Origin of the sequence: Pseudomonas sp. PvP028, assembly GCF_017832255.1 — a bacterium.
Taxonomy (GTDB): Bacteria; Pseudomonadota; Gammaproteobacteria; order Pseudomonadales; family Pseudomonadaceae; genus Aquipseudomonas; species Aquipseudomonas syringae.
Genome location: NZ_JAFIBL010000001.1, coordinates 2,869,374 through 2,895,030, shown reverse-complemented (window position 1 = coordinate 2,895,030; position 25,657 = coordinate 2,869,374). Strand labels below are relative to the sequence as shown.

Annotated in this window: 16 protein-coding genes and 1 pseudogene; 11 read left to right on the top strand and 6 right to left on the bottom strand. The window is 55.4% G+C overall.

Going from position 1 to position 25,657, the window contains the following annotated elements:
- Positions 1-20: 20 nt before the first annotated feature.
- Positions 21-1,685, top strand: a complete 1,665-nt coding sequence (locus JOE34_RS12845; RefSeq protein ID WP_024664888.1) for a DUF262 domain-containing protein — start codon at positions 21-23, stop codon at positions 1,683-1,685.
- Between the two features lie 505 nt (positions 1,686-2,190).
- On the opposite strand, the gene JOE34_RS12840 is transcribed toward JOE34_RS12845, so the two are convergent.
- Positions 2,191-5,985 (bottom strand): hypothetical protein, encoded by a 3,795-nt coding sequence (locus tag JOE34_RS12840; protein WP_024664889.1) that lies wholly within the window; start codon positions 5,983-5,985, stop codon positions 2,191-2,193.
- A gap of 240 nt (positions 5,986-6,225) precedes the next feature.
- Here JOE34_RS12840 and JOE34_RS12835 point away from each other — a divergent pair.
- A pseudogene (locus JOE34_RS12835) lies at positions 6,226-6,489 on the top strand (hypothetical protein); the annotation flags it as partial.
- A gap of 447 nt (positions 6,490-6,936) precedes the next feature.
- Here JOE34_RS12835 and JOE34_RS12830 read toward each other — a convergent pair.
- The gene (locus JOE34_RS12830; protein ID WP_235202838.1) at positions 6,937-7,467 is read right to left on the bottom strand and encodes a nucleotidyltransferase family protein; all 531 of its coding nucleotides are present in this window, start codon (positions 7,465-7,467) and stop codon (positions 6,937-6,939) included.
- A 230-nt stretch (positions 7,468-7,697) separates the two neighbouring features.
- Between JOE34_RS12830 and JOE34_RS12825 the strand changes: the two genes are divergently transcribed.
- The gene (locus tag JOE34_RS12825) at positions 7,698-8,084 is read left to right on the top strand and encodes a hypothetical protein (RefSeq protein ID WP_024664892.1); all 387 of its coding nucleotides are present in this window, start codon (positions 7,698-7,700) and stop codon (positions 8,082-8,084) included.
- A 303-nt stretch (positions 8,085-8,387) separates the two neighbouring features.
- Positions 8,388-10,508, top strand: coding sequence for an alpha/beta hydrolase domain-containing protein (locus JOE34_RS12820; protein ID WP_209995871.1), 2,121 nt, complete (start codon positions 8,388-8,390; stop codon positions 10,506-10,508).
- 200 nt (positions 10,509-10,708) lie between these two features.
- On the opposite strand, the gene JOE34_RS12815 is transcribed toward JOE34_RS12820, so the two are convergent.
- On the bottom strand, positions 10,709-11,149 hold the full coding sequence (locus tag JOE34_RS12815; protein ID WP_024664894.1) for a hypothetical protein: 441 nt from the start codon (positions 11,147-11,149) through the stop codon (positions 10,709-10,711).
- A 1,037-nt stretch (positions 11,150-12,186) separates the two neighbouring features.
- Here JOE34_RS12815 and JOE34_RS12810 point away from each other — a divergent pair.
- Positions 12,187-12,624 carry a DUF3757 domain-containing protein gene (locus JOE34_RS12810; protein WP_003425545.1) on the top strand — a complete coding sequence of 146 codons (438 nt, stop codon included), beginning with the start codon at positions 12,187-12,189 and terminating at the stop codon, positions 12,622-12,624.
- A gap of 56 nt (positions 12,625-12,680) precedes the next feature.
- Here JOE34_RS12810 and JOE34_RS12805 read toward each other — a convergent pair whose 3' ends face one another.
- A complete protein-coding gene (locus JOE34_RS12805) occupies positions 12,681-13,256 on the bottom strand; it encodes a DUF1349 domain-containing protein (RefSeq protein WP_010421419.1) in 576 nt (191 codons plus the stop codon).
- Between the two features lie 462 nt (positions 13,257-13,718).
- Here JOE34_RS12805 and JOE34_RS12800 point away from each other — a divergent pair, with 462 nt between their 5' ends.
- Both JOE34_RS12800 and JOE34_RS12795 read left to right on the top strand, forming a co-directional pair.
- Positions 13,719-14,264, top strand: coding sequence for a Bro-N domain-containing protein (locus JOE34_RS12800; RefSeq protein WP_024664895.1), 546 nt, complete (start codon positions 13,719-13,721; stop codon positions 14,262-14,264).
- Positions 14,265-14,342: 78 nt separating this feature from the next.
- The gene (locus JOE34_RS12795; RefSeq protein WP_003314465.1) at positions 14,343-15,077 is read left to right on the top strand and encodes an SDR family oxidoreductase; all 735 of its coding nucleotides are present in this window, start codon (positions 14,343-14,345) and stop codon (positions 15,075-15,077) included.
- A 1-nt stretch (position 15,078) separates the two neighbouring features.
- Here the strand turns inward: JOE34_RS12795 and JOE34_RS12790 are convergent, their stop codons facing one another.
- Complete coding sequence (locus tag JOE34_RS12790; RefSeq protein ID WP_003418418.1) at positions 15,079-15,957, bottom strand: carboxylate/amino acid/amine transporter; 879 nt, start codon at positions 15,955-15,957, stop codon at positions 15,079-15,081.
- A gap of 266 nt (positions 15,958-16,223) precedes the next feature.
- Here JOE34_RS12790 and JOE34_RS26130 point away from each other — a divergent pair, with 266 nt between their 5' ends.
- Positions 16,224-21,056, top strand: coding sequence for a glycosyl hydrolase family 28-related protein (locus JOE34_RS26130; RefSeq protein WP_024664896.1), 4,833 nt, complete (start codon positions 16,224-16,226; stop codon positions 21,054-21,056).
- A gap of 187 nt (positions 21,057-21,243) precedes the next feature.
- On the opposite strand, the gene JOE34_RS12780 is transcribed toward JOE34_RS26130, so the two are convergent.
- A complete protein-coding gene (locus JOE34_RS12780) occupies positions 21,244-21,558 on the bottom strand; it encodes a hypothetical protein (RefSeq protein WP_003425559.1) in 315 nt (104 codons plus the stop codon).
- Between the two features lie 67 nt (positions 21,559-21,625).
- Here JOE34_RS12780 and JOE34_RS12775 point away from each other — a divergent pair, with 67 nt between their 5' ends.
- From JOE34_RS12775 to JOE34_RS12765, 3 genes are all read left to right on the top strand, one after another.
- Positions 21,626-22,549, top strand: coding sequence for a LysR family transcriptional regulator (locus JOE34_RS12775; protein ID WP_003425560.1), 924 nt, complete (start codon positions 21,626-21,628; stop codon positions 22,547-22,549).
- A gap of 232 nt (positions 22,550-22,781) precedes the next feature.
- Complete coding sequence (locus JOE34_RS12770; protein WP_003314459.1) at positions 22,782-23,345, top strand: peptidylprolyl isomerase; 564 nt, start codon at positions 22,782-22,784, stop codon at positions 23,343-23,345.
- A 101-nt stretch (positions 23,346-23,446) separates the two neighbouring features.
- On the top strand, positions 23,447-25,279 hold the full coding sequence (locus tag JOE34_RS12765; protein ID WP_016568773.1) for an ABC transporter ATP-binding protein: 1,833 nt from the start codon (positions 23,447-23,449) through the stop codon (positions 25,277-25,279).
- The last annotated feature ends 378 nt before the right edge of the window (positions 25,280-25,657 follow it).

Sequence of the window (25,657 nt, the reverse complement as noted above, 5' to 3'; positions counted from 1 at the left end):
AACACTATAAGGAAATACCCATGGCAGTTAAAAACAAACCAACTCAAACAGAGCCCCAATTTCTTTTACGACCAGAAAACGCCGTCAAGAAATATGAAGCTCTCTTTCTTGAAATTGACTCAGGCCAAATCAAGCTACCCATGTTTCAACGCGAATTCGTCTGGGACAAAGAGCAGAGCGCTAAACTAATAGACAGTATTCTCAAGGGATATCCTATAGGGACGTTTATTTTATGGAAGACCAAGGAAACATTGAGATCCGTGAAAGATATCGGCAATCATAAATTGCCTGACACGCCTAAAGGTGACTATGCCCACTATATACTCGATGGCCAGCAACGAATCACATCACTGTACGCTATTAGAAAAGGCATCCGACTAACTAAGGATAAAAAAGAAATCGACTACAAGGATATTTTTGTTAACCTTGATTATGACCCTTTAATTGATGAGCAGATCGTAACTAGCCAACAGGAAGAGCAAAAAACTTATGTATCCGTGCATGATATCCTGACGTCGGATGCGTTGGATTTCATTGAAAACCTTGGCAAAGAAAAAGCTAAAAAATTTCAACAATACAAAACAAATCTAACAACCTACGACTTTGCGACTATCACGATCAAAGACTACCCCATAGAAATTGCCTGCGACGTCTTTGCTCGTATAAACACGGGCGGAAAGCCTCTGACGCTTTTTGAGATCATGGTAGCCATGACCTACGATGAGGCTAGGAACTTCGATCTCTCTTTGAAATATGAAGAGTTACTCTATGGTAGCGACGAAGTGGCAAAGAGTTTAGCCAAAGCAAAATTTGAAACAATTCCAGCAGCCACAGTGCTTCAGGCTGTTGCCGCAATTGCAGTTGGGAGCATTCGCGCTAAGGATATTTTAAAAATTGGCCGTGAAAAATTTATCACAAATTGGGAACCCATGGTTTCGTCGATGTTCACAGCCGTCGATTTCATCAGAACCAAACTACACGTCCCTGTCTCTCAGCTTCTGCCGTATTCTTCTTTGCTGGTGCCACTCACTTATTTCTTTTTTAAAAATAACAATAAAAAGCCAACTGAAAGTCAATCAAAGCTACTAAAGCAATTTTTTTACTGGGTCGGCTTAAGCTCGCGATACAGCAGCGCTACCGAAACGAAGATTGCGGAAGATCTCAAAAAAATCGGACTGATACTGAAAGGGCAAAAACCAAAATACTCTTCGGATGAGCTTACAGTTTCCGCGGAGGAGATTGCTATAACTTGGTTTTCGGCTGGCAACTCATACATTAAAACCATTATTTGTTTACTCGCCTCTCAAAAGCCAAGAAACCTTGATGATGACAGCGACGTAATACTAGACAACTCAAACCTGAAAATTGCATCCAGCAGAAACTACCACCACTTCTTCCCCAAGGCTTACGTCAACAAACACTTTAAAGATAGTGAACCCAACTTAATTGCCAACATCACATTAATTGACGCTACCTCGAACAACACAATTCGCGCGAAGTCTCCAAGCATCTACGTTGGAGAGTTTGAAGGCTCCAATTCAAAACTTTCTGCCACTTTAAAATCTCACTTTATTGGCAGCCCAAAAAGCTACGGAATTCTAGATAATGATTATGAAAAATTCATAGGCAAGCGCGCTACAGCAATTGCTGCGGCTCTCAATGAAATCTTAAATCCAGAACTCTAAATAGGTTTCAATACGGCTAATCTTTGTGACTATAAAAAGGCGCAAAGCAAAGCTTACTCTATCAGCGGAACAAATCTTAATAACATTACGTTGGAGACAATCGGATCGGTCATACTAGATGGGGATCCAAAAGTAGGCAGGGCATCGATTTTGATGCCCCCCTTCCCTCAAATCAAGGTAAGCGCTTCAAAGCCTGTTTCTGACAGCGATGTAAAAATCCGCGCGAGGGCAAAGATGATTCCTTGGCTCGTACTCGTCGTCTGCTGTACGTCACTTGTAGCCGAGCGGAAGAAAGTCTCGCGATTGTGATTTACACCACCCAGCCCGCGACGGCGAAACAGCGAGTTATTGAGGCTGGATGGCTCCAGCCAGAGAAGATCGAAATCCTATGACCTAGTCTCCCAGCTAGCTGGACAGTAACAAAGCTGAGGTTATTTCCTGCTGTGAAGTGCGCCCCATTGCGGCTTGGTGACCTATCAATTCTGGGCAGGTGAAAGCTCCCTACCTAGAGCCTGCCAACTCGCTTTGTATAGACCATTATATGGTCTTTTTCCGGCTTGATCTTGCCTACAAATCCACGCTCATTGAGCGCCTGAGAAAGGCGAACATCGAGTTCCAAATTCGGTAACCGCACAGTTCGTTTATCCCCTAACAACTCAGCGTATCCGCCGGAGAGCGAAACCAGTATCGACGAGGTTGTAGCCCAATCGATATGCAGTTTTAGAGCCTGATGCAGTAGCTCCTGCTTTTCACGTTGCGGAAGATTGGCATCACACGCCCGCGATGCAATGATGTTTCTGCAATTACGGGGCATGATGAAATTCTCGGCATTAGCCCTGGCGCACACCAATGCAAGTTTCCCGACTACAGCCGCGTGGCTGGCTTCTTCTCGCGCAACCAAACCCTCCCACATCTCGGCAATATCACCAATAGGGACGCTGCGCGCGTCGCTGATTAAACCGACAGCCTTCGGATCAAACTTCCGCAGGTCGACATAGTCACGAGCATCAGCCCAGCACCTGATCAGATACGCCGCCTCTGCGGTTGGGGCATTGTTGCTAATTTCCTCCAGAACCTGACCATCGAAGGGCACGAAATGAGCCTGGGCCAGAAATCCCCATCGATCAGCCGATATGTTCAGCCCTGCGAGAGACTCGGGGCCTACAGTGGTACTCCCGAAAATTTCATCCAGCGAGTCATCGTCAAGCTCCGAAGCCAGCAAATAGGCTTTCAGGTCATCCGCCTCGTCTCTCACATCATCCCAAAGCCGCTGAGCTTCTCGGGCGTTCCTAGCAAGAAACGCTGTGAAGATATCTCGGATGCGATCCTGCTCTTCCTTGTCAATAGATTGAGATGGCGTCTCCGTCGGCCTTACTATCATGCCTATATAATAACTCCAAGCCGCTTGCGCCACTGAGGTCACCCGGTCTAGTTCAAGCACCTTCTCCCAGATGTTAGCCGTAAAGCCTTCCAGGTCATCAATCAGCCCTTCGGTGTGCCGGAACAAATCCTCCTGCACCTCTTGATCATCCTGTACTAGCCCAAGAATGTACCTAAGCGATTCAGTGTTTTCCTGAAGCTTACTCGGTTGCTTCATCAACTCGAAGATGAAGTCTTCAGGAGCAGTCTCAATCAATGAATCAAGTCCTGCGAGACTTAACGCTCGAAGGCGCTTGTAAGAGACATCTCCCCCCTCGCCCGTAAACGTCTTCAGGATCAATGCCATCATCGGGAGACTCAGTTGCAAGCAGCCCCAGCCAATCAATTGCCCCAGTATACTTGAACCGACATCTGCGGCGAGATTGTTGAAGTGGACAGGCTCACGGCGAAGCCACGCCCAGCCATTGATACTCGACTCCATACCTGCGATCAGGTGATCGATGTCTATGAGACTGGCGATTGTGTTAAGGAGAGGCTTCCGATGAGCGAAGACCTCCAGCTGTTGTTGAGACAAGCTGTCCATCATCCCGCATATCAAGGTCTGTCGCGCGTCAGCTTCCGTAAATCGCTCAGAACTCAGGATCACGGTGAAGAGGTCGGGGGCCAATGCATACACAGCGCGAACGAGCGGTAACCAAGCATCCCCTGCAAGGATGATAGATACAGCCTCAGCCAACCGGCTCGTATTCTGATGGCCGCTCTGCAGGATGATGTCCAGCTTCTGGGTTCTTGCGTCCGACAAATCAGTCAGTGGCGCCGAGAGTGAGAGTTCCACAATCAAGTCAACAATAATGCCTTTACCATCCCCGAGAGCATCATGCTCCAGTTTGCCGGCCACTCGCTCAGGATTCCGGACTGGCGAGGCGACGTCGAGGCTAGTACGGCGCCTGAGCGCAAGGATCAAATTCTGATCGCCGCGTGTCAGCGAACCTTCGTAGAAAAATCCAAGATAGTCTGTGTAATCAGTGTCGAGGTATCCGGCACGCATCAGGTAAACGACCATCTCCATTCCTACCAGACGCTGTTCTATGATCATTCCATATTCGCCACGGGCTGCTTCACGGAAGGAAATAGTCTTGATCTCAGTCAGTTTCCTTTCTGCCGCCCCAATGGCCCCCTCTAGCGACTTCAGGGAGTGATGAATCCACGCGAGACGCGTACGATAGGACGCTCTTTCAAGTGCATCATCTGGACGAACAACATGTCCAATTGGGTTATGGTTGGCCCACTGTGAAAAGAGCATACCCTTGAGTTGCTCGGCCTCACAGACTCGAGTGAAGACTTCGTCCTGTAGAAATTCGTTGAGAGAGACTCGCTGGTTACCGTCGACTAGAACGTAATTCGCACTATCTATTCCACTTGCCCTCAGCACTTCGAACCAGACACTTAACCTAAGATCGATTATGCGCTCTTCACCGTGTTCCTCACGCTGAGACTTTTCTTTGATTAATCGTTCGAGCTCAGCGAGTGCCTGCGATGGTTGGTCAGCCCAAGAAGACAACCCGGTGAGCAAGTTGTACACCTTTCCTCTCCGCTTAACTAGCTCTGCAAATTCTTCCGGGTAGAGGTTCCTGAGCACCACTATGGCGAACAACTTGTTCTGATCCAGGTTGAGGCCACCATGGGAAAGCAGGCTCGCAAAAATATCGTACTCATTGACGATGTTCTTGATTAGCCGCATCTCGTCTATGTAATAGCAAACAGTCTCCACTAAGACTGGGTCAAGATCAGCACCCAGAGCCTTGCCATCAACCACCCGTATTTTCATCAGCTCGTTAAGTTTCTCCCTTGAGTTCTCAGAGTTGACCACAGGAATAACTGGGATAATTAGATCAAAAAATTTAGTCTTGTCGGTGACGGTAAACAGTTCGTCACGAATAGCGTAAATAAAGTGAACAGGTCGAGTTATTTGGGGTGAATTACGGATGGTGAAGTTAATCTCACGTAAACGGAAAAATATTCCCTGAGTTCCGAAACGATCTAGATCCTCAATCACCACGACACGAACATCGCTTCGCTCAAAACAGTAGATAATTTCATCCACGTTCTTGTGGAGTACGGATCCGTGATTCACAGCCTCAAGCTTTCCTCCCTTCAGCGTCAAGCCGTCGATACTGAACATAGACAGAAATTTGAGGCTCGCGTAGAGGAGATAAAATCCACCTAGCCCTGCTACCAAGACTGACAGCCAACCCGGAATCGTTAAAAGGCTCGTCAGCAACCAAGCCGGATCTAGCGTAGGCATTTCCTTCAACGTAGGAACATAGAGCCGCATGGTTGCAATGAAGATCACCCCCAAAACAATCGTGCGCCTTGCGATGCTGCGACCCGATGTCTGGACAATTCGCTTGAGCCTGGTTTTGGGTAAGCGCGCAGCTGGCACGGCGTAAAGGAGCTGCTGGACTATGGTTTCCTCAATCCTTGCGATCAAATCGCTTGATGTACTACCTTCGCCAGTATCCTGTACTGACTGGGAGTTTCTCGCTGAGGTCTCAGGTGGCTCAGTACCTGAGCCGGTCGAAGGCGGTGGGGCATCTTTGCTGAAAGTAGCGAGTGAAACATAAGCCGTTTGAAACTCTGGATGTCTCTCAAAGAAGGTTTTGAGGACACTGCTCTTGCCTGCCCCATAGCCACCGGTGAGTGCGATATTTAAAACCTCATCCTTGCCGAGGGCGCCAAGCAGTTCTCGCTCATAGCGGTCAAAATGATCGCTATCGATCAGGACTGGTGTGAGCGGTTCAAACGTACCCGATGAGGAAGGCGCTGAGCATAACGAGCGGAAGATGCGAATCCCCTCTTTAGCCGCGACCGAAAAAGCGGCGCATTTCAGTCTGATACTGGCTAACCATCCCTGAGACATTGGCGATCCTTGTCCTAGACATCCATGCCTTCAGGCTTGGGCATCTGCAAAGTAATTGAGCACCAGCTAGGCCAGCGCCGTCCTCGATAGCAGCTATATGCCACATCTATTAGGCTCTGATCCAGTAATGCGTAACGAATCCGATATCTTCAGTCTAGTAGCGAACCCAATGGTCACAGCTGATCAACCCGCTTTGCCTAAGGACGGCATCAGAGCCACGACTCGCACAAGGCAGTTGACATGAGCCACCCTCTGTTCGACTTTGATCTCAAACGTGTCTCGCTCCAGCACTACATAACTGGAAAAGCCGCCATCAACTTCCCTCATCCTGGAGGCACCACCGGTGGATGGCATTTCCTTTCCTATTTTGATCGGGAATCAGGTGGGGCCAAGGTGTCGCTGGCAGGCATCCATTATCATGACACGACAGGCTACTTTGGTGACCTTGGCATCATCGACGTAACCGATGAGCTAGCAAAGCGTGGATGGTGTGCTGAAGGGCGGTGACTGTACATCGCCGATCACCACAGGGCTGCTGCGGACATGATAGTGAAGTGGGTACCGATTAACACTTTATATGAACGCACCCCATTCTTTTCCATGGTCGCCCCCCGCCCGCCACTGGCGGCTTCTGAAGTCTCCCCGCGTCCTGGTGGCTGTCCAGATCAGGTTGACGCAGTAGGTACGTGAATAGCGGCGGCAACACCAGAGCAAGCAACATGAGCTTTATTTTATTAAAAATTCAACTCAACCCGTGATCTCAAGGCTCTGTACGTAAACCCAAGAAATTATTTTCTGTCAAATACATCGCTATTAAAGCTTGGAAGCCAGAATGGCAAAGCGGTTCGCGGATGTGCTTCACAAACCGGTGCCGTTTGCAGCCCGCAGGGACAGCACTCGGCTCTCATCCCCCATAAATGCCCTCATCGGCATACTCCGCGCGTCCCCATTTTAGCTTTGGGGATCTAAGATCCTGAGCCAGGGCCAGCGAGCTTGATAACTTTTCGCCTTCTGATAGAACAGATCTGGCTTGGGATTCTTTGGATTGATACGAAGTAGCCCTTGCTCGGTGTCGGCCAAGCCATTGGGAGCGTAGATTTCACTAGTTTCAACATCCAAACCAATGCAGGTACCGGCAATTAGGTAGCGATCAATCCCGTCTTTAGCCGACTGAAGCTGGGGATAATCCCCGCCAAACCGCTGGCTGTACCACAGATGAACGCGAGCCTGATTTTTGATCTCAATGTTAACTTCGAGGTCTTGGAAGAGCCGCTGAACAGAGTCGATGACCTCATTCTCTGCCTCCCAAGACAGATCATTGTCGAAGTAAAAAACGTCGTAATCCTTCACCCCCCAAGCTGACGGCAGGTGAGACTGATGATTCCAGACGGCTTGGAACAGGCAGCCAGCAGTGAGCATGCATTGATTCAAACCGAGTGAAGGTAAGCGTGAGATGATTTCCGCGTTTAATGGATTGGCCATTGCTATCCTGGCCAACCTCTCGACAGTCAACGTCATTTTCATCCTTTTGGAATCGATCTAGTCCTAGCAACCGACAATACGCGATATCCTTGTAAAGCTCCGCCAAGGAGAGCGTTTTTACACACTCTGGGCCAATAGCTGAGGCTCAAACCGTTGATCAATACCATGCCACAACGCATGCGCTGAAAATACCCTTTGATACTAGGGCTCCTGCAAGAGGAAAGGTTCGAATGAGTCTCGATCTGTATCTAGAAGCTGATAACGTGCTCACAGCTCCTGCATTTGAACAAGCCTTGAAAAATGCAGGTGCGTTGGAAGTCAACACGCTAGACGGCGGTTTGGAAGCCGTCTTCATTTCGGGGCTAACATTGACCACCAATGGCGTAACTACTGACTCTACGATTTACGCTGAGGATACAAAAGGTATCGACTTCCGCGTCGCGATGCGTTGTAACATCAGAATCAAAGGCCCTGAACCGGAAGGCCATTCGGCCATGGAAGATCTGAACAAAATAGCCGAATCTATAGCTGAGATGTGTTCTTCTCTGTTCCTGATCACTTTCCAGTTCGAAGAGACGTTGTATTGGCGGAACCTAACGGGGCTTCATCGCCTCTGACACCAGGACCTTTAAATGTATGAACGCACACAGTCCGCTTCGATCCGATAGCAACTGATGCTCAATGATTCGTGTTTGGACTGTTCGTCCAGCGCGCAATCCTGAAATACGCCATGGCTACATCCTCACCTAGCCACTGCCCACCTGAATACTGAAATTGGCAAGGTATGCTCTCGGAACGCTTACGAATTCATGATAACCGAGCTAGCTGCGGGCTATGCTTGACGCCCTATGGTCTGTACAAATCATCGTCATCAGAGCATCAAAAGCCATCCATAAAAAAATGACAAATTGGGGGTAAGGATGAAGCGCCTATTTCATGCTGCAGCGTTGGCAAGCTCCATGATGATCGTTGCAGCACCCGCCCAAGCCCGTATCACACAATTGGAGATCCTGCGGACCGAACCCGCTTTCGGAGGCGAAAGCTTAGGGAATACAGGGAGTTACGAACGCGTCTTTGCGCGCGCTCATGGTGAGTTAGACCCAGGAGTTTCTGGAAACAAGATTATTCAAGACATCGAACTTGCACCCCGTAACGGGCGCGGGATGGTTGAATACACGACTGATGTTGCAATCCTGCGTCCCGCTGACGTGGCCAAATCGAATGACATTCTTCTATTCGACGTGCCAAATCGAGGCTCTAAGCGCGCGATGTTATTGTTCAACGCTGATATGCAGGGTAGTCCAGCAGCGTTCAACAACTTCGAAGTCGCTGGGGACGGTTTTCTACAGCGCCAGGGTACGACGCTGATCGCGTTTGCCTGGCAGGGGGACGTTGCCCCGGGTGACAACCGTATGATGGTGCAATTGCCGACGGCCATAAATACTGATGGGTCGCCGGTAACAGGTGTGGTGCGCAGTGAGTTGACCATGCTCTCACCGACCGTCAGCCTTAACCTGTCCGCAGGTTGGTTCACCTCCACGCCGCCTCATACCAGCTATAAATCGGTTGAAACCGACAATACCAAAGTGCTCGCGGATGGCTTTCGTCCGACGTTGACAGTGCGTTCGCGGGCAAATGCGCCCCGACAGGAAATTCCAGTGAATGACTGGAAGTTTGGCGATTGCAATACGCCGAGCGAAACCCAGATATGCCTACCCGCGGGTTTTCAGCCCGGTAAGCTTTACGAGCTGATTTACCAGGCCAAGGAGCCGGCGGTAATGGGTATTGGTTTTGCTATCGCACGGGATGTTGGTGCGTTTTTCCAGCAGGCTGAGCATGACGATACTGGTGTGCCCAACCCTGTAGTGCATGGGCCTAAGGTCAAGTCGATTATCACTGGCTCATCACAAGCCGGGCGATTCATCCGCAGCATGATCGCGCTGGGTTTCAACCGCAGCGAGGAAGGTCATCGGGTCTATGACGGTGCGATGCCGCATATCGGTGGTGGCCTGATGCCGCTCAATATCCGATTTGCTCAACCTGGTCGGGCGTGGGGCCAGCAGGTCGATCATGATTCTCCTGCTTACGATTTTCCGTTTACCTATGGCCGGGAAACCGATCCTGTTACCGGGCGCTCGCAGGGTTTGCTGGATCGCTGCAACGATAACAATACTTGCCCTCTGATATTCCACATGGCAACGGCCCTTGAACTTTGGGAGGGACGCCAGTCGCTTGGCCTTACCGATCCACTCGGCTTGCGCGATGCACCTGAACCGGAAAACGTCCGCACTTTTATTATGGCAAGTACGCAGCACGCACCGCCGTCTTTGCCACTCCCGGCTAACCCACCCTTTGGGCTTTGCCAGGTTCAATCAAATCCAAATCCACACACCTGGGCCATGCGCGCAGCGTTCATCAATCTCGTCGGCTGGGTTCGTGATGAGACAACACCGCCCGCTTCGATAAAGCCTTCAGTGGCGGACGGCACCCTCGTGTCGGCGGACAGGGTCAGTTTCCCGCTCATCCCCACGACCAATTATGGTGGCGTTTCGCGCCCCGAGCTCCGCTACACCGGTGCAGTCAATAGCCTGCAAGTTCTTGATTTTGGACCTGGTTTTCGTCCCGAAGACAGCTCTGGCATTCTCACAAACGAGCCGCCGAAATCGGGGGTTGGTAGTTACGGCCTCTTGGTGCCTCAAGTGGATGCAGACGGAATTGATGTGGGTGGCGTTCGGGATGTGTATCTGGGTGCCCCCATCGGGACTTACACGGGTTGGAACACCTTCCGGCCCGAGTTTTTTGATGGCGGCTTTTGCAACTTCCAAGGCAGCTTCCTCCCGTTTGCCGCGACGAAGAAAGAGCGAATCGTGGCCGGAGATCCTCGCCTTTCTCTCGAGGAACGCTACCCCACGAAGGAGGCTTACGTGTCTGCAGTGAGTAAAGCTGCAGACTCGCTGGTTGAAGCGCGGATGCTGCTTCCTGAAGACCGTGAGCGGCTTGTAAAGGAAGCGCAGGAAAAAGGTGTGCGTGTAGGGCCTTGAGCAGGGCTGATCACTCCTTCGAAAAAGAGTTGTCTTAAACCTTGCCGCCTTTGATTGATATCCATGGCAGGTATAGCAAGGAATGCCCTGGAGCTCGCGTAACTGCGGGCTTTGGGCTTTTTGGGTCGATACCTGCTTAAGACATTGCTTTTCCATCCTGAGCCTAAAACAGGGGCTACTAAGCCGATGATTAGACTGCCCTAGGAAAAAACCTTAACAAAAATTAGTAAGGCTCCCAGCAGGAACAATGCAGAGGCTCCGTATCCAACTGAACGGATCCGTCGATAGGTGCGCGAAACACCATTGGGAGCTAAAGTGGGAAAACGCTGGATGTCTTTGAATACAGTGGCGAAGCCAAGAGCAGGAGAGCGGAATCGCTGGTCGTCGCTCTCGATAGCAGCTGCTACATTCAACGCAATAGCGGCGTAGCTATCAAAACGTTTATACGTTTGAATAGTAAAGTGAATGATGACCACGCCCAGTAAAAAAACAAGCTCAGCTCCCAAGATCTTTGATATCGCTCCATACAAGACCGGAGTACCCGCCATGGTGGCGACCATGAGAGACAGGGCCATGTTTGCCATAGTGTCGTAATGCCGATGTGAGTTGAGAGCTTCGCGGTAGGAGTCTGCGGGGAGCATAATTGTCGCCTGGCAAGAAAAAACCTAATTTACAGAAAAGAAATGCTAGGAGCTATCATTAACGCGAACGAGGCTCTTTGCGGCTGTGACCCAACCAATAAGCGTAACAGCCTGAGGTCCCCAGTAATTATTGAATCTAGGTCAGCTGTCTAAAACGAGTCGACGTCACGCACATGCAATAGCCTGCTTTCGGCTGTTAGCCGACCTTGACAATCGGCCGCTTTGAATCGACTGACGCCGCTTGCTTGACCAGCGGCAGTCGATCGAACCAAAGCAGTCATTAACAGCAGGCCCGAACAAAAGAGAGTTCGAAGCTCAGACCTTCCTAACCCAGTCGCTACTACTACCCATAAGAATCAATCTGTTCCCATGGCCCTGAATATCGAAAGAGAAGTCCTAGAATACTGGGTACGCCGGATAACCTATGGTTAGCAGAAATGCAGTTATGGCGCTGGCTTGGTCGAGGCGCACATACGTGAATGGTGCCTCAAGAATGATCAGAATTTCTGAGCGCTTCGGCGTTAGATCTAATGGACCATGACCGCCATCCCGCCAGCCAAAGAATTTGGTTCCCATATGCAGATACCGCAAAGGCATTATTGGTGCGTACGCCTGTGGGGAGTGGCTTTCACGAACCAAGCCTTGGTGAAGCCCCCGGCTTGGCCTTTCGAGGCGTCATCCCGCGCGCTGCCCTTGCCATGCCTATATGGACAGGGTTTCAGGAGCAATCAGCCAACCCACTACCCCCACACAAGCCAACGCCATTTCCTACACACAATTAAGGCCTGAAGGCGCAGACAATAGACAGACTAACCCCTACGATAAACCCATCCACATTGGATACGATCAAGTTATTACTGAAGCACGCACCTCGCTTAACAACGAGATAACAAGCAACACAATTCTTGCTGCACACTAGATAGCTATATGCAACTAACTAGCAGACTTGGGAAACAAGCTCGCTCGGCCTAACTGCGTAAAAATCTTACATATACGCTTATATACACATCAAGAATTAAAACAATTTAAGGAATATCATGAAAAAATTACTGATCAGCGCCGCAATGGCTACTTCCCTGCTGGGACTGTCCATGACCTCTCAAGCGGCGGAAAACTGCCCTGCTGTCTCGAAAATCGAACAGGTCTCGCCCGGTGTTTACCGGGCGAGCGGCAATGACGGCGAGTGGACCGGCGTGCTGCAAGGCGTTGTGACAAAGAAAATGCCTGTGCAGTCCTTTGACCTGGCCATTGCTATTCAAGAGGGTGCAGACGCACCTCAAATGTTGCAACACTGCACCTACAACATCGGTGGGCGCGAGGCGCTGGACATGCGTTTCATCGCTAAAAACAATAAGGATTTCACTATAAAAACTGCAGGCAATGCCTGGAAGAAAGAAGATGGGCCTTTTGGTCTTGTCTATAACGTGTGTGAAAAAACATCAGCTGAAAACTGCAAGTTCACTGTCGTTCAGTAACACGAAATAACTCTGTCGCTCTTCAGCGAGCCTGCAATGGCTCGCTGAAGAGCCACTCACGTCAGATCATGCAAATCCTTGCCCAGTGCAGGCATGACTTCGAAATGAGAGAACACCACCTCCAGCCCTCCCCGCTCCGGGCTGCAGCACATTGGGCCTACGGCATAAGACTCACTCACGGGAAATGGTGCCAGGCGCAGCAGCGGCCAGCGCAGGCCGTCGCTGGAGTGCTGAATGCGCAGCACGCCCTTGGCGACGGTGACTCGCAGCCAGAGGCCGGATGACGAATCATCAAATACACCCGTGGCCCAATCGGATTGTCCGCAGGTTAAAACGCTGCCCAGCATCAGGGCTCCGTCACTGACTTCAACGCCGGTTTTGACCCAGTTGCGCTCATCAATGCGGACCATCAAGCCCGCCTGATCGTAAAGCTTCTTGAAATCACCCTGCACATGCACTTGCGCGGTGAAATCACCGGTCACCGAAACTCCCAGAAAATGACCGGTATCGCGGCAAAAGCCGTAGTGCGTCTGCTGCCAGAAATCGGTTTGCGGGTCTGTGGTGACTGTCAGACGCTCGTCCTTCACGCTGCAGTGCCGGGGTTGGTTCAGCCAGATGCCTTTGTCGAACATGTCGCCTCCTGTGTGGGTTTGTCGAGGGTGATCGAGGGTTTACTGACCTCATCTACTCCATATGCATGGATACCTTCCCGATGATAAACATCAACCAACAACACACCATCTGACCACACCCTAAAACCGCACGCATCTTACCCATCCAAAAAACGCCATTTCCTACGCTGCAAACCGACGCCCACACCCTTGCCACCCCGTTCCCACCACGCTAACCTCCCCGCCGCTCGCTGCAAAATCAGCAGCTGGGTTTGGCGACCCAAAGAAAAGACAAAAATACGCTCCATCGCGAAACAGCAGATCCTGTCGGCCTGCATGTCGCGCTATGGCGGCTGTGCGCGGGAGATCTTCGGGTCTGCCGGGGTTTGTCTTTTTGCCCGGTTCGCCAACCTGCACACAGCTGCCACCCAATGTTTGGCGACAATCCGTGGCGGCTCTCGATAACCAAAAAGAGCGTCACCCATGCAAAATATCGTTCTCAGAAACACCCATACACCCCATTTCGAAGCCATCCTCTTCCTCCGCCACAGCCGCACCCTTCGCGCCATTTTTACCGAATCTCAAGCCTGGTTCTGCCTCGCCGACCTTGCCCGTCTGATGGGCAGGGCGCTGGATGAGCGTGCCACGCTCAAGCTCGATGCGGATCAGCGTCGCGAGGTCTGGCTGGAAGCTCATGGCGAGTGCCAGCGGCAGTTGATGATCAGCGAGTCCGGCGTGCTAGCGCTGCTGGTTCATCACTACGTGCCCGAGAACCGCGCGCTGCGTCAGTGGCTGACGCATGAGGTGCTGACGACCTTGCATGATCAACAGAACGTCACGCTGGATAACCCCAGAATGAGCCAGCTGCAATGGCCCGGCACATCGCTGAGCGTGCTGCACTGGCGCAGCGAAACCTGGGTTCGCTTGCGCGACATGCCGAATGTGGTGGCCGAGGCAGCGCCCCGGCCAAAGCGGCCGTTATGGCGCAGGGTGTTGAAGCGCATCAACACAATGCGCACTGCCGCCTGACCGGTACTGCCTGAACCCCGTTGACACCCCACCCACCAAAAAACATGATGCATCCACCCTAAAAACCGGAACGCACTCATGAGCGACAAGAAAAAGCTTTTGCTGACTGGCGCAAGCCGGGGTATCGGTCATGCCACGGTCAAGCATTTCAATGCCGCTGGCTGGGAGGTGTTTACCGCATCGCGGCAGAACTGGGTCGCTGACTGCCCCTGGGCTGAAGGTCTGCTCAACCACATTCACCTGGACCTGGAAAATATCGACAGCGTCAGCGAGAGCATGGCGGCGATCAAGGACAAGCTCGGCGGGCGGCTCGATGCGCTTGTCAACAATGCCGGCGTTTCACCGAAGACCGAGGACGGCGGGCGCATGGGTGTGCTGGAGTCGGATTACAGCACCTGGATCAAGGTGTTCAACGTCAATCTGTTCTCCACCGCGCTGCTGGGTCGGGGCTTGTTTGACGAGTTGAAGGCAGCCAAGGGCAGCATCATCAATGTCACCTCAATCGCCGGCTCGAAGGTCCACCCGTTTGCGGGGGTCGCCTACGCCACGTCCAAGGCGGCACTGTCGGCGCTGACGCGGGAAATGGCCTTCGATTTCGGTCCGCACGGGATACGGGTCAATGCCATTGCGCCGGGTGAAATCGATACGTCGATTCTGTCACCCGGCACCGCCGAGATTGTCGAGCGGCTGGTGCCGATGCACCGGCTGGGCAAGCCCGAGGAAGTCGCCTCGCTGATCTACTTCTTGTGTACGGCTGGCGCGTCCTACGTGAACGGTGCGGAGATTCACGTCAACGGCGGCCAGCACGTCTGACTCAACGTGTGCCGGAAACGCTCTCCGGCACGCGTCGCACGCCCAGGCGACTGATCCACACCGACGCCACGATCACCCCGCCGCCGATCAGCAGGCGGGTGAAGTCCTCATGCTGGTTCCAGATCAGCAGATTAATCAACAGCCCCAGCGGCACATGCAGGTTATTCATCACCGCCAGTGTGCCGCCGTTGACCATGCACGCGCCTTTATTCCACCAATACATGCCCAGCGCCGTCGAACACAGACCAAGAAATAGCAGCACGATCCATTGGGTCGGCGCTTCGGGCAGGTGTTGCGGGTTACCGAACATCAGGAACGCCGGTAGGACCACGGCCAGTGCGCCGAGGTAGAAGTAGCCGAAGCGTCGGTAATGCGGCAGATCGCTCGGGTAGCGCGCCACCAGATGCTTGTACAGCACCTGCCCGGCGGCGTAGGTGAAGTTGGCCAGTTGCAGGAGCAGAAAGCCGCCAAGGAAGTCGCCGTCCAGGCCATCGTAACGAATCACCCCGGCGCCCAGCACCGCGACTACTGCCGCCAGCAATGCCCAAGGGTTGAAGCGCCGGTTAAGCGCATCTTCGATCAACGTCACGTGCAGCGGCGTGAGGATGGTGAACAGCAGCACTTCCGGCACCGTCAGCACCCTGAAGCTCAGGTACAGGCAGACATAGGTCACGCCGAATTGCAGCGCGCCGATCAGCAGCATGCTGCGCATGAAGCGCGGTTCGACCTGACGCCAGCGGGTCAGCGGAATGAATACCAGACCCGCCAGCACCACGCGGACCAGCACCGCGAAATAGCTGTCGACGTGCCCGGCCAGATAGACACCGATCAGGCTGAACGAAAACGCCTGAATCAGTGTGACGAAAAGTAGATAACCCATGCCCGCCCCCATTTTTGAAGGGCGCGACCATAGCGGTTGCGTCACTTACTGTCCACTCAGAGGCCGCCGCTTTTTGACGCCAACCCGTCGCCGCGCTCCGCGTTACCCGTCACAAATATGACAGTCGCATTATTGACGTACATGTCGTCGGTTTCGACGAAAATATAGCCTATATCGGCAACTTTTCCACAGAAAAAGGTCTTATCATCTCGACGCTGCAATATTGACTCATTTCATCCACATTCGTCGTCGCCTGGAGTAACACCATGATATTCAACACAAAAGACTTCGGAGCACTGGGCGACGGCGTCACTGACGACACGGCAGCCATTCAGGCCGCGATCGACGCAGCCGCTGCTGCAGGCGGCGGTGAAGTGGTGATGGGGGCCGGGACCTACGTCGTGTCCGGTGGCGAGGAGCCTTCGGATGGCTGCCTGATGCTCAAGAGCAATGTCACCCTGTCGGGCGCAGGCATGGGCGAGACGGTCATCAAGCTCGCGGATGGCTCGGACACCAAGGTGACCGGCATCGTGCGCTCGGCCTACGGCGAAGAAACCCACGACTTCGGCATGAAGAACCTGACGCTGGACGGTAACCGGGACGCCACCACCGGCAAGGTGGACGGCTGGTTCAATGGTTACATTCCAGGCTCTGACGGCAAGGATTCGAACGTCACCCTCGACAGCGTCGAGATCAAGGATTGCTCGGGCTACGGCTTCGACCCGCACGAGCAGACCGTCAACATGGTGATCAAGAACAGCGTGTCGCATGGCAACGGCCTGGACGGCTTCGTGGCCGATTACCTGAGCGACAGCGTGTTTGAAAACAACGTTGCGTACGACAACGATCGCCACGGCTTCAACGTGGTCACCAGCACCCACGACTTCACCCTGAGCAACAACGTTGCCTATGGCAATGGCAGCACCGGCATCGTGGTGCAGCGCGGCAGCGAGAACATCCCCTCGCCCGCCAACATCACCATCACCGGCGGCGCGGTGTATGGCAACGCGGCAGAAGGCGTGCTGATCAAGCTGTCCAGCCAGGTTTCGGTCAGCGGCGTGGACATCCACGACAATGGCAACGCCGGCGTGCGCATTTATGGCAGTTCCGGGGTGGATATCTTCGACAACACTCTGAGCAACAACGCGCAGGGTTCAGCGGTTCCGGAAATCATCATTCAGTCCTACGACGACACCACAGGCGTGTCCGGCAAGTTCTTCAGCGGCAGCGACAACCTGATCCGTGGCAACACGATCACCGGCAGTGACAACTCCACGTACGGCGTCGCCGAGCGCAACGAAGACGGCACCGACCGCAACAGCATCGTCGGCAACACCATCAGCCACACCAGCAAGGGGCTGACCCTGGTGTACGGCGATGGCAGCTTTGCAGGTGATGCGTTCCCGCTGGTGACCGTCAATGGCACCGAGGGCAACGATGTCATCACCGGTGGCGCAGCCCACGAGCAGATCTTCGGCCTGGCGGGCAAGGACACCCTGAACGGCGGGTCGGGTGACGACATCCTGGTCGGCGGTGCCGGGGCCGACAAGCTCACCGGCGGCGCGGGGGCCGACACCTTTCGCTTCGATCAGTTGACCGACAGCTACCGCACGGCGACCACCAGTTCCACCGACCTGGTCACCGACTTCGACATCAGCCAGGACCGCATCGACCTGACCAACCTGGGCTTCACCGGGCTGGGCAGCGGCAAGGGCGGTACGCTGAACATCAGCTACAACGCCACACTGGACCGCACCTACGTCAAATCACTCGACGCCGATGCCAGCGGCAACCGCTTCGAGCTGGGCTTGAGCGGCAACCTGAAAGACACGCTCAATGCCAGCCACTTCATCTTCCAGCATGTCGTGGAAGGCACGGCGGGCGGCGATACCCTCACCGGCACCGACGGCAATGACGTGCTCAACGGCAATGCCGGTACGGACCGTATCGATGGCGGCGCGGGCGCCGACACGATCACTGGCGGAGCCGATGCCGACACCCTGACCGGTGGCGCAGGCGCGGACCTGTTCATCTACAACTCGCGCCTGGACAGCTATCGCAATTACACCGCCAGCGGCACCAAGCAAAGCGATACGATCACCGACTTCAACCCGGCCGAAGACCGCATCGACCTGTCCAGCATCGGCCTGCGCGGCCTGGGCGATGGCAGCGCCAACACCATTTACCTGTCCGTCAATGCCGACGGCAGCAAGACCTACATCAAGACCGATGCGGTCGACAGCACAGGCAATCGCTTCGAGATCGCCTTGCAAGGCAACCTGGCCGACAAACTCAGTGCGTCCAACTTCATCTTCTCCACCGCAGCCGCCGCCAATCAGGCGCCAGTGCTCAATACGCCGCTGATGGACCAGAACATCACCGAGCTGAAGGCGTTCTCCTACGCCGTGCAGCCCGGCAGCTTCAGCGACCCGGACAGCAACACGCTGACCTACAGCGCGACCCTGGCCGATAACAGCGCCCTGCCCGACTGGTTGAAGTTCGACAGCAAGACCCTGACCTTCAGCGGCACACCGGGCGGCACGGCATCGGGGCTTTACTCGGTATTGCTGACCGCGAGCGACGCGACCGGTGCTTCGGTGGCCGACAGTTTTGCCATCAATGTGGGCAACGTGACACCGGGGATCCTCACCGGCACCGAGAACGCCGAGGCGCTGTACGGCACCGAAGGCAACGACACGATTCTGGGCCTGGGCGGTGACGACACGCTGCGCGGCGATACCGGTGCCGACATCATCAACGGTGGCGCAGGACGCGATGCCCTGTACGGTGGCGCCGATGCCGACACGTTCGTCTACAGCGCACTGACCGACAGCTACCGCGATTACGACGCTGGCGGGCTGACGGCCACCGACACGATCTATGACTTCACCCCCGGTCAGGACAAGATAGACGTCTCCGCGCTGGGCTTTCTGGGGCTGGGCAACGGCGAAGATCACACGCTGTACATGACCCTCAACGAGACGGGCGACAAGACCTACATCAAGTCCGCCACGGCGGATGCCGACGGCAATCGCTTCGAAATCGCCCTGAGCGGCAACCTGATCGACACCCTGACCGACGCGGACTTCGTCTTCGGCCAGCGTGAGTCGCAGGAGATTCTCTACCTGCCGACGCTGGGCCAGTCCAATGCGCGCCTGCTGCGCATGACTGAAGACGATAACCAGTCCGGCACCTCGGAAATGGTCAAGGACCTGACTCGCTACACCGATTACGACGTGCGCAGCCAGTTCACCGACGCCAACGGTGATGGCATCGACCTCGCCGTGGGCGGCAGCACCGTGGTCGGCTACTCGACCGGCACTCAGGATGAACAGCGTGTTTCCTGGTGGCTGGTCGACACCGATGAGCCGGGCCCTGCGCTGTTGCGCGCCACCGAGTTGCTCAAGTCGCAACTGGCGTCGCTGACCGCCATCGACAAAGTGACCACCGGGATCATCTGGGGTCAGGGCGAAGAAGCCGCTCAGGAAATCGCCCGCGCCACTGACAAGCAGGCGGCGGCCGACCTGTACAAGGCCTCGACCCTGAAAGTGTTCGACTACTTGCACGCGCAGATCGGTGATTTCACCGTGTACATCGCCGAAACCGGGCACTACCAGACCGACGCCGCCAAGGCGCGCGGTTACACCGAAGAAAAGATCAACGCCATCGTCGAGGGCACCGGGTACGTCAGAAGCGTCCAGGAAGCCATTGCCACTGAGCGCGCCGACGTCAAGCTGGCGGTTGACTACACCGACCTGCCCCTGCGTTACGAGGTCAACCCGCTGGTTTACCCCGATGACGTCTGGCACTTGCATGAAGAGTCCGCCGAGATCGTCGGCCAGCGTCTGGCCGATTTCATCGCCGATGACCTGGGCTTTCATGGCAACGCAGCTGACAACAACGACCCGGCGGCCATTTTCGAGAGTGGCCAAAACGAAGGTGGCCATATCTTCGGCACCAGTGACGACGACACGCTGGTCGGCAGTTCCGGCAATGACGTGCTGGACGGCGATCAGGGCGCGGACGACATGAGCGGCGGCGATGGCAACGATATCTACGTGGTCGACAACGCTTTCGATACCGTCACCGAAAGCAACGACTCCCCCTCGCAGGTGGACACCGTGGTGTCGTCTGTCAGCTGGACGCTGGGCGCAAACCTGGAAAACCTGCTGCTTACCGGCGTATCTGCCATCAATGGCACCGGCAACGCCGTGAAAAACGTCATCATCGGCAATGCCAGCAACAACATCCTCGACGGCGCTGCAGGTGCCGACATGCTGACCGGCGGCGATGGGTCGGACAGTTATTATGTCGACGATGCCGCCGACCGGGTGGTCGAGACCAATGCCGATGCAAAAGTGGGCGGCGTGGATACGGTGTACAGCTCGCTGGCCAGCTACACGCTGGGGGCCAATCTGGAAAACATCGTCATCAACAGCAGCGGGGCCGCCAATGCCACCGGCAACGCCCTGGATAACCTGATTTATGCGGGCGCTGGCGACAACGTCATGGACGGGCGTGGCGGCAATGACACCGTGTCGTATCTGTTCGCCACTGCCGGCGTCACCGTTGCGCTGAACACCAGCGCTCAGCAAGCCACCGGCGGTTCGGGCCTGGACACACTGAAGAGCACTGAAAACCTGATCGGCAGCCAGTTTGCCGACACCTTGACCGGCAACAAGAACGCCAACACTCTGAGTGGAGGCGCTGGCAATGACACCTTGTCCGGCGGCGCGGGCGACGACGTGCTGATCGGCGGATCAGGCGCGGATACGCTGATCGGCGGCACCGGTGCAGACCACTACGTGTTCAACGGCATCAGCGATACGGGCCTGGGCGGACTGCGCGACATCATCAATGGCTTCAAGACAGCCGAAGGCGACAAGCTGGACTTCTCCGGCTTCGATGCCCGCCCGCTGACCGATGGCCACGATGCCTTCGTGTTCATCGGCAATGCCGCGTTCAGCGCCAACAACAACGGCGAACTGCGTTTTGCCGATGGCGTGCTGTACGGCAACATCGACGACAATATCGGCGCGGACTTCGAAATCCAGCTCACGGGCGTGCAGACGCTGCAGGCCGCCGACATCATTGTCTGATCGTCCCAAAGCACATAACGCTTAAACAGCCCTGGAAACGGGGCTGCACCCTCAGAATATCTGCAAGAGCGACCGGGGTGAGTGACATCCCCCGCAACCCCGGTCCTACACCAACGCGTTGCGCAAAAACGCGGAGCCTCTGTGCCCCCACCCATAAATTTGTCTTATCCATAAGAGCGCTCTACTCTCAGGCGGGCTGACAGCTGAGCCTGATTCGCAGCTTTATGATGCTGCGATTGAATCGGGATGAGACGTCGAGACTCTTGCCTGCGCCAACCTGCACACGCCGGGTGCGCGGTGCCTCCGGCCCGTTGATGAACACCACCGAACATTTGACGTCTACTTCACCGTAGTTGTTGACGGTGATTGACCCGGTATCGTGATAGACGTCGTGGGCAACATAATCGATCTTCACGTCCTGGTACTGTTTTTCCACCTCGATGGGGTACGCCAGGGCCGTCACCGGCAACATGACCAGCAGCGCACAACACAGTCGATTCATTCGGCAATCTCCGAGTCGGGATTGTCAGAGTAGAACAATAAGCCCGTATTTAAAGAGGAATTACAGCATGAAAGCGCCCCGCGTGACTCTCGACCAGTGGCGCACATTGCAGGCCGTGGTCGATCACGGTGGTTTTGCTCAGGCCGCCGAAGCGTTGCATCGCTCGCAATCATCGGTGAGTTACACCGTGGCGCGCATGCAGGAACAACTCGGCGTGCCGTTGTTGCGTATCGACGGGCGCAAGGCGGTGCTGACCGAAGCCGGTGGCGTACTGCTGCGCCGCTCGCGGCAACTGGTCAAGCAGGCCAGTCAACTGGAAGACCTCGCGCACCATATGGAGCAGGGCTGGGAAGCGGAAGTGCGTCTGGTGATCGACGCGGCGTACCCTTCGGCACGTTTGGTCAAGGCGCTGACCGCATTCATGCCACAGAGCCGCGGCTGCCGGGTGCGACTGCGTGAAGAGGTGCTCTCCGGCGTCGAAGAGGTCTTGCTCGAAGGCGTTGCGGACCTGGCCATCAGCGGCTACAGCATTGCCGGGCATCTGGGCACCGAGATGAGCTCGGTCGAGTTCGTCGCCGTCGCGCACCCTGACCACGCCCTGCATCAGGCCAATCGCGAGCTGACCTTTCAAGACCTGGAAAGCCAGTTGCAGGTGGTCATCCGTGATTCGGGCAGGCAGCAACCCAGGGACTTCGGCTGGCTGGGCGCGGAACAGCGCTGGACCGTCGGCAGCCTGGGCACCGCCGCGACCTTCGTCAGCAACGGCCTGGGCTTCGCCTGGCTGCCGCGGCACATGATCGAGCGCGAACTGCGCGAAGGCTTGCTCAAGCCCCTGCGCCTGGACAAGGGCGGCAGCCGCAACCCGACCTTCTATCTTTACTCCAGCAAGGACCGGCCGCTGGGCCCGGCCACGCAGATTCTGATCGACCTGATCCGCACCTTCGACACGGCCCCGCTCACACCAGCACTCGGCACGCCGCAAAACGCCTGACCGGAGCAGCCACATGGCACTCTGCGTACAATCAGGGCTGTATGCAGCACTTCAATCGCACGCGGCTGGAATTCATCGCCAGCAACGCAGTCTGAAATCCTGTGCGGTCCATGGACGTGCAGCCTGGTCGCCTGAAGTGCTGCAAACCCGCCAACACGCTGGGCAAAAAAAGCCAAACGTGGTTACCTTGCCGGTCACAGTCGATATCTCTCAATGAAGGACGTGTTGCCACATGCTGAAAAAAATCGCTCTCGCCGCCTGCTCCGTGCTGTTCGCCGCCAACCTGATGGCTGCCCCGGATAAAGCCACGCACGTGGTACTCGACACCAGCTTCGGCCAGATTGAAATCGAACTCGCAGACACCAAGGCGCCGGTCAGCACCCAGAACTTTCTGGGCTATGTCGACAGCGGCTTCTACACCAACACCATCTTTCACCGGGTGATTCCGGGCTTCATGGTGCAGGGCGGTGGCTTCACCCCGCAGATGGTTCAGAAGCAGACCAAGGATCCGATCAAGAACGAAGCCCAGAACGGTTTGCATAACGTGCGTGGCACCATTGCCATGGCGCGTACATCGGACGTGAACTCGGCCACCAGTCAATTCTTCATCAACACCAATGACAATGCCATGCTCGACAACGGCGCGCGCGACTTCGGTTACGCGGTGTTCGGTAAAGTCGTCAAGGGTATGGACGTCGTCGACAACATCGTCAACGCCCGCACCACTACTCAGAAAGGCATGCAAAACGTGCCAATCGACCCGATCCTGATCAAGTCCGCCAAACGCGTCAACTGATCGGGAAACCTGCACCGCATGAAGCCTTGGGCTTCGTGCGGTCCGGACGGGAGAGCCTCCACTTATCAAGGAGAACCCACGTCGCGTGGGTGTGATAGCCAATGCTTTATCGTCGTTTCGAAAAACTGATCGATATCTTCAAAGACGCTCCTACCGCAGCCCCGCCCAATACCGTCTTCGCGTTTTACCTCTACTACCTGCGTCAGGTGTGGCCGACGTTCACTGCGTTGCTGGTGGTCGGCCTGATCGGTGCGTTGATCGAAGTGTCGCTGTTCAGTTACCTGAGCCGCATCATCGACCTGGCGCAAACCACGCCGCCGGAGAATTTCTTCAGCATTCACGCTTCCGAACTGATCTGGATGGTCGTCGTAGCCCTGTTGCTGCGGCCGATTTTCGTCGGCCTGCATGATCTGCTGGTCCACCAGACGATCAGCCCCGGCATGACCAACCTGATTCGCTGGCAGAACCACAGTTACGTGCTCAAGCAGAGCGTCAACTTCTTCCAGAACGACTTCGCCGGGCGTATCGCTCAGCGCATCATGCAGACCGGCAACTCGTTACGTGACTCGGCCGTGCAGTCGGTGGATGCGCTGTGGCATGTGCTGATCTACGCGATCAGCGCAATGGTGCTGTTCGCCGAAGCCGACTGGCGCCTGATGATCCCGCTGGGTACCTGGATCGCGGCGTTCATCCTCTCGCTGATGTATTTCGTGCCGAGGGTCAAGCAGCGCTCGGTGGATTCGTCCGATGCCCGCTCAAGACTGATGGGCCGCATCGTCGACGGCTACACCAACATCACCACGCTCAAGCTGTTCGCCCACACCAACCACGAGCAGCAGTACGCTCGCGAAGCGATGCGCGATCAAACCGAAAAAAGTCAGCTGGCTGGCCGCGTGGTCACCTCGATGGACACCACCATCACCACCATGAACGGCGTACTGATCGTCGCGACCACCGGTCTGGCCCTTTGGCTGTGGACCCAGTCGATGATCTCGGTGGGTGCGATCGCACTGGCCACCGGTCTGGTCATCCGCATCGTCAACATGTCCGGCTGGATCATGTGGGTGGTCAACGGCATCTTCGAGAACATCGGCACCGTGCAGGATGGCCTGGAAAGTATCTCGCAGCCCGTCACCGTCAATGACAAACCCGGCGCCCTGCCGCTGAAGATCGAAAACGGCGGCGTCCGGTTCGACGGCGTCGATTTCCATTACGGCAATGGCAACGGGATCATTCACAACCTCAACCTGGACATCAGACCGGGTGAGAAGATCGGCCTGATCGGACCTTCCGGCGCGGGCAAGTCGACGCTGGTCAACCTGCTGCTACGCATGTACGACGTGCAAGGCGGGAGGATCCTCATCGACGGCCAGGATATTTCCGAAATCACCCAGGAAAGCCTGCGGGCGCAGATCGGCATGATCACCCAGGACACCTCGCTGCTGCACCGCTCGATTCGCGAGAACCTGCTGTATGGCAATCCGCACGCAACTGATGAACAGCTCTGGGATTCGATTCACAAGGCGCGCGCCGACGAGTTCATCCCACTGCTCTCGGACTCCGAAGGTCGCACCGGCTTCGACGCCCATGTCGGTGAGCGCGGCGTCAAGCTGTCGGGCGGTCAACGCCAGCGTATCGCGATCACTCGCGTGCTGCTCAAGGACGCGCCGATCCTGATCATGGACGAAGCCACCTCGGCACTCGACTCGGAAGTCGAAGCGGCGATTCAGGAGAGCCTGGAGACGTTGATGCAGGGCAAGACCGTGATCGCCATCGCGCACCGCCTGTCGACGATCGCACGCATGGATCGCCTGGTGGTTCTGGAGAAAGGCCAGATCGCCGAAACCGGCACGCACAGCGAACTGCTGGCGCATGGCGGGCTGTATGCACGGTTGTGGCAGCATCAGACCGGTGGGTTTGTAGGCGTGGATTGATAGGGCGAGGCTGCCGGCCTCTTCGCGAGCAAGCTCGCTCCCACAAGATCTTCACAAGCCACAAAATCTTCAGGGGCAGTGATCTCCCCGCTACCCCGCCTGTCGGTCAGGTGTACACAGCAGTTGTGTGAGCTTGCTCACGAAGGTGCCAGTGCTGTCGCTGGATGTCTTCTGGATAGCTGCTCACCTGTCGGTCAGGTGTACACCGCACTTGTGGGAGCGAGCTTGCTCGCGAAGAAGTCAGTGCAGTCGTTGGATGTCTTCTGGGTAGCTGCTCACCTGTCGGTCAGGTGTACACAGAAGTTGTGTGAGCTTGCTCGCGAAGAGGCCAGTGCAGTCGCTGGATGTCTTCTGGATGGCTGCTCACCTGTCGGTCAG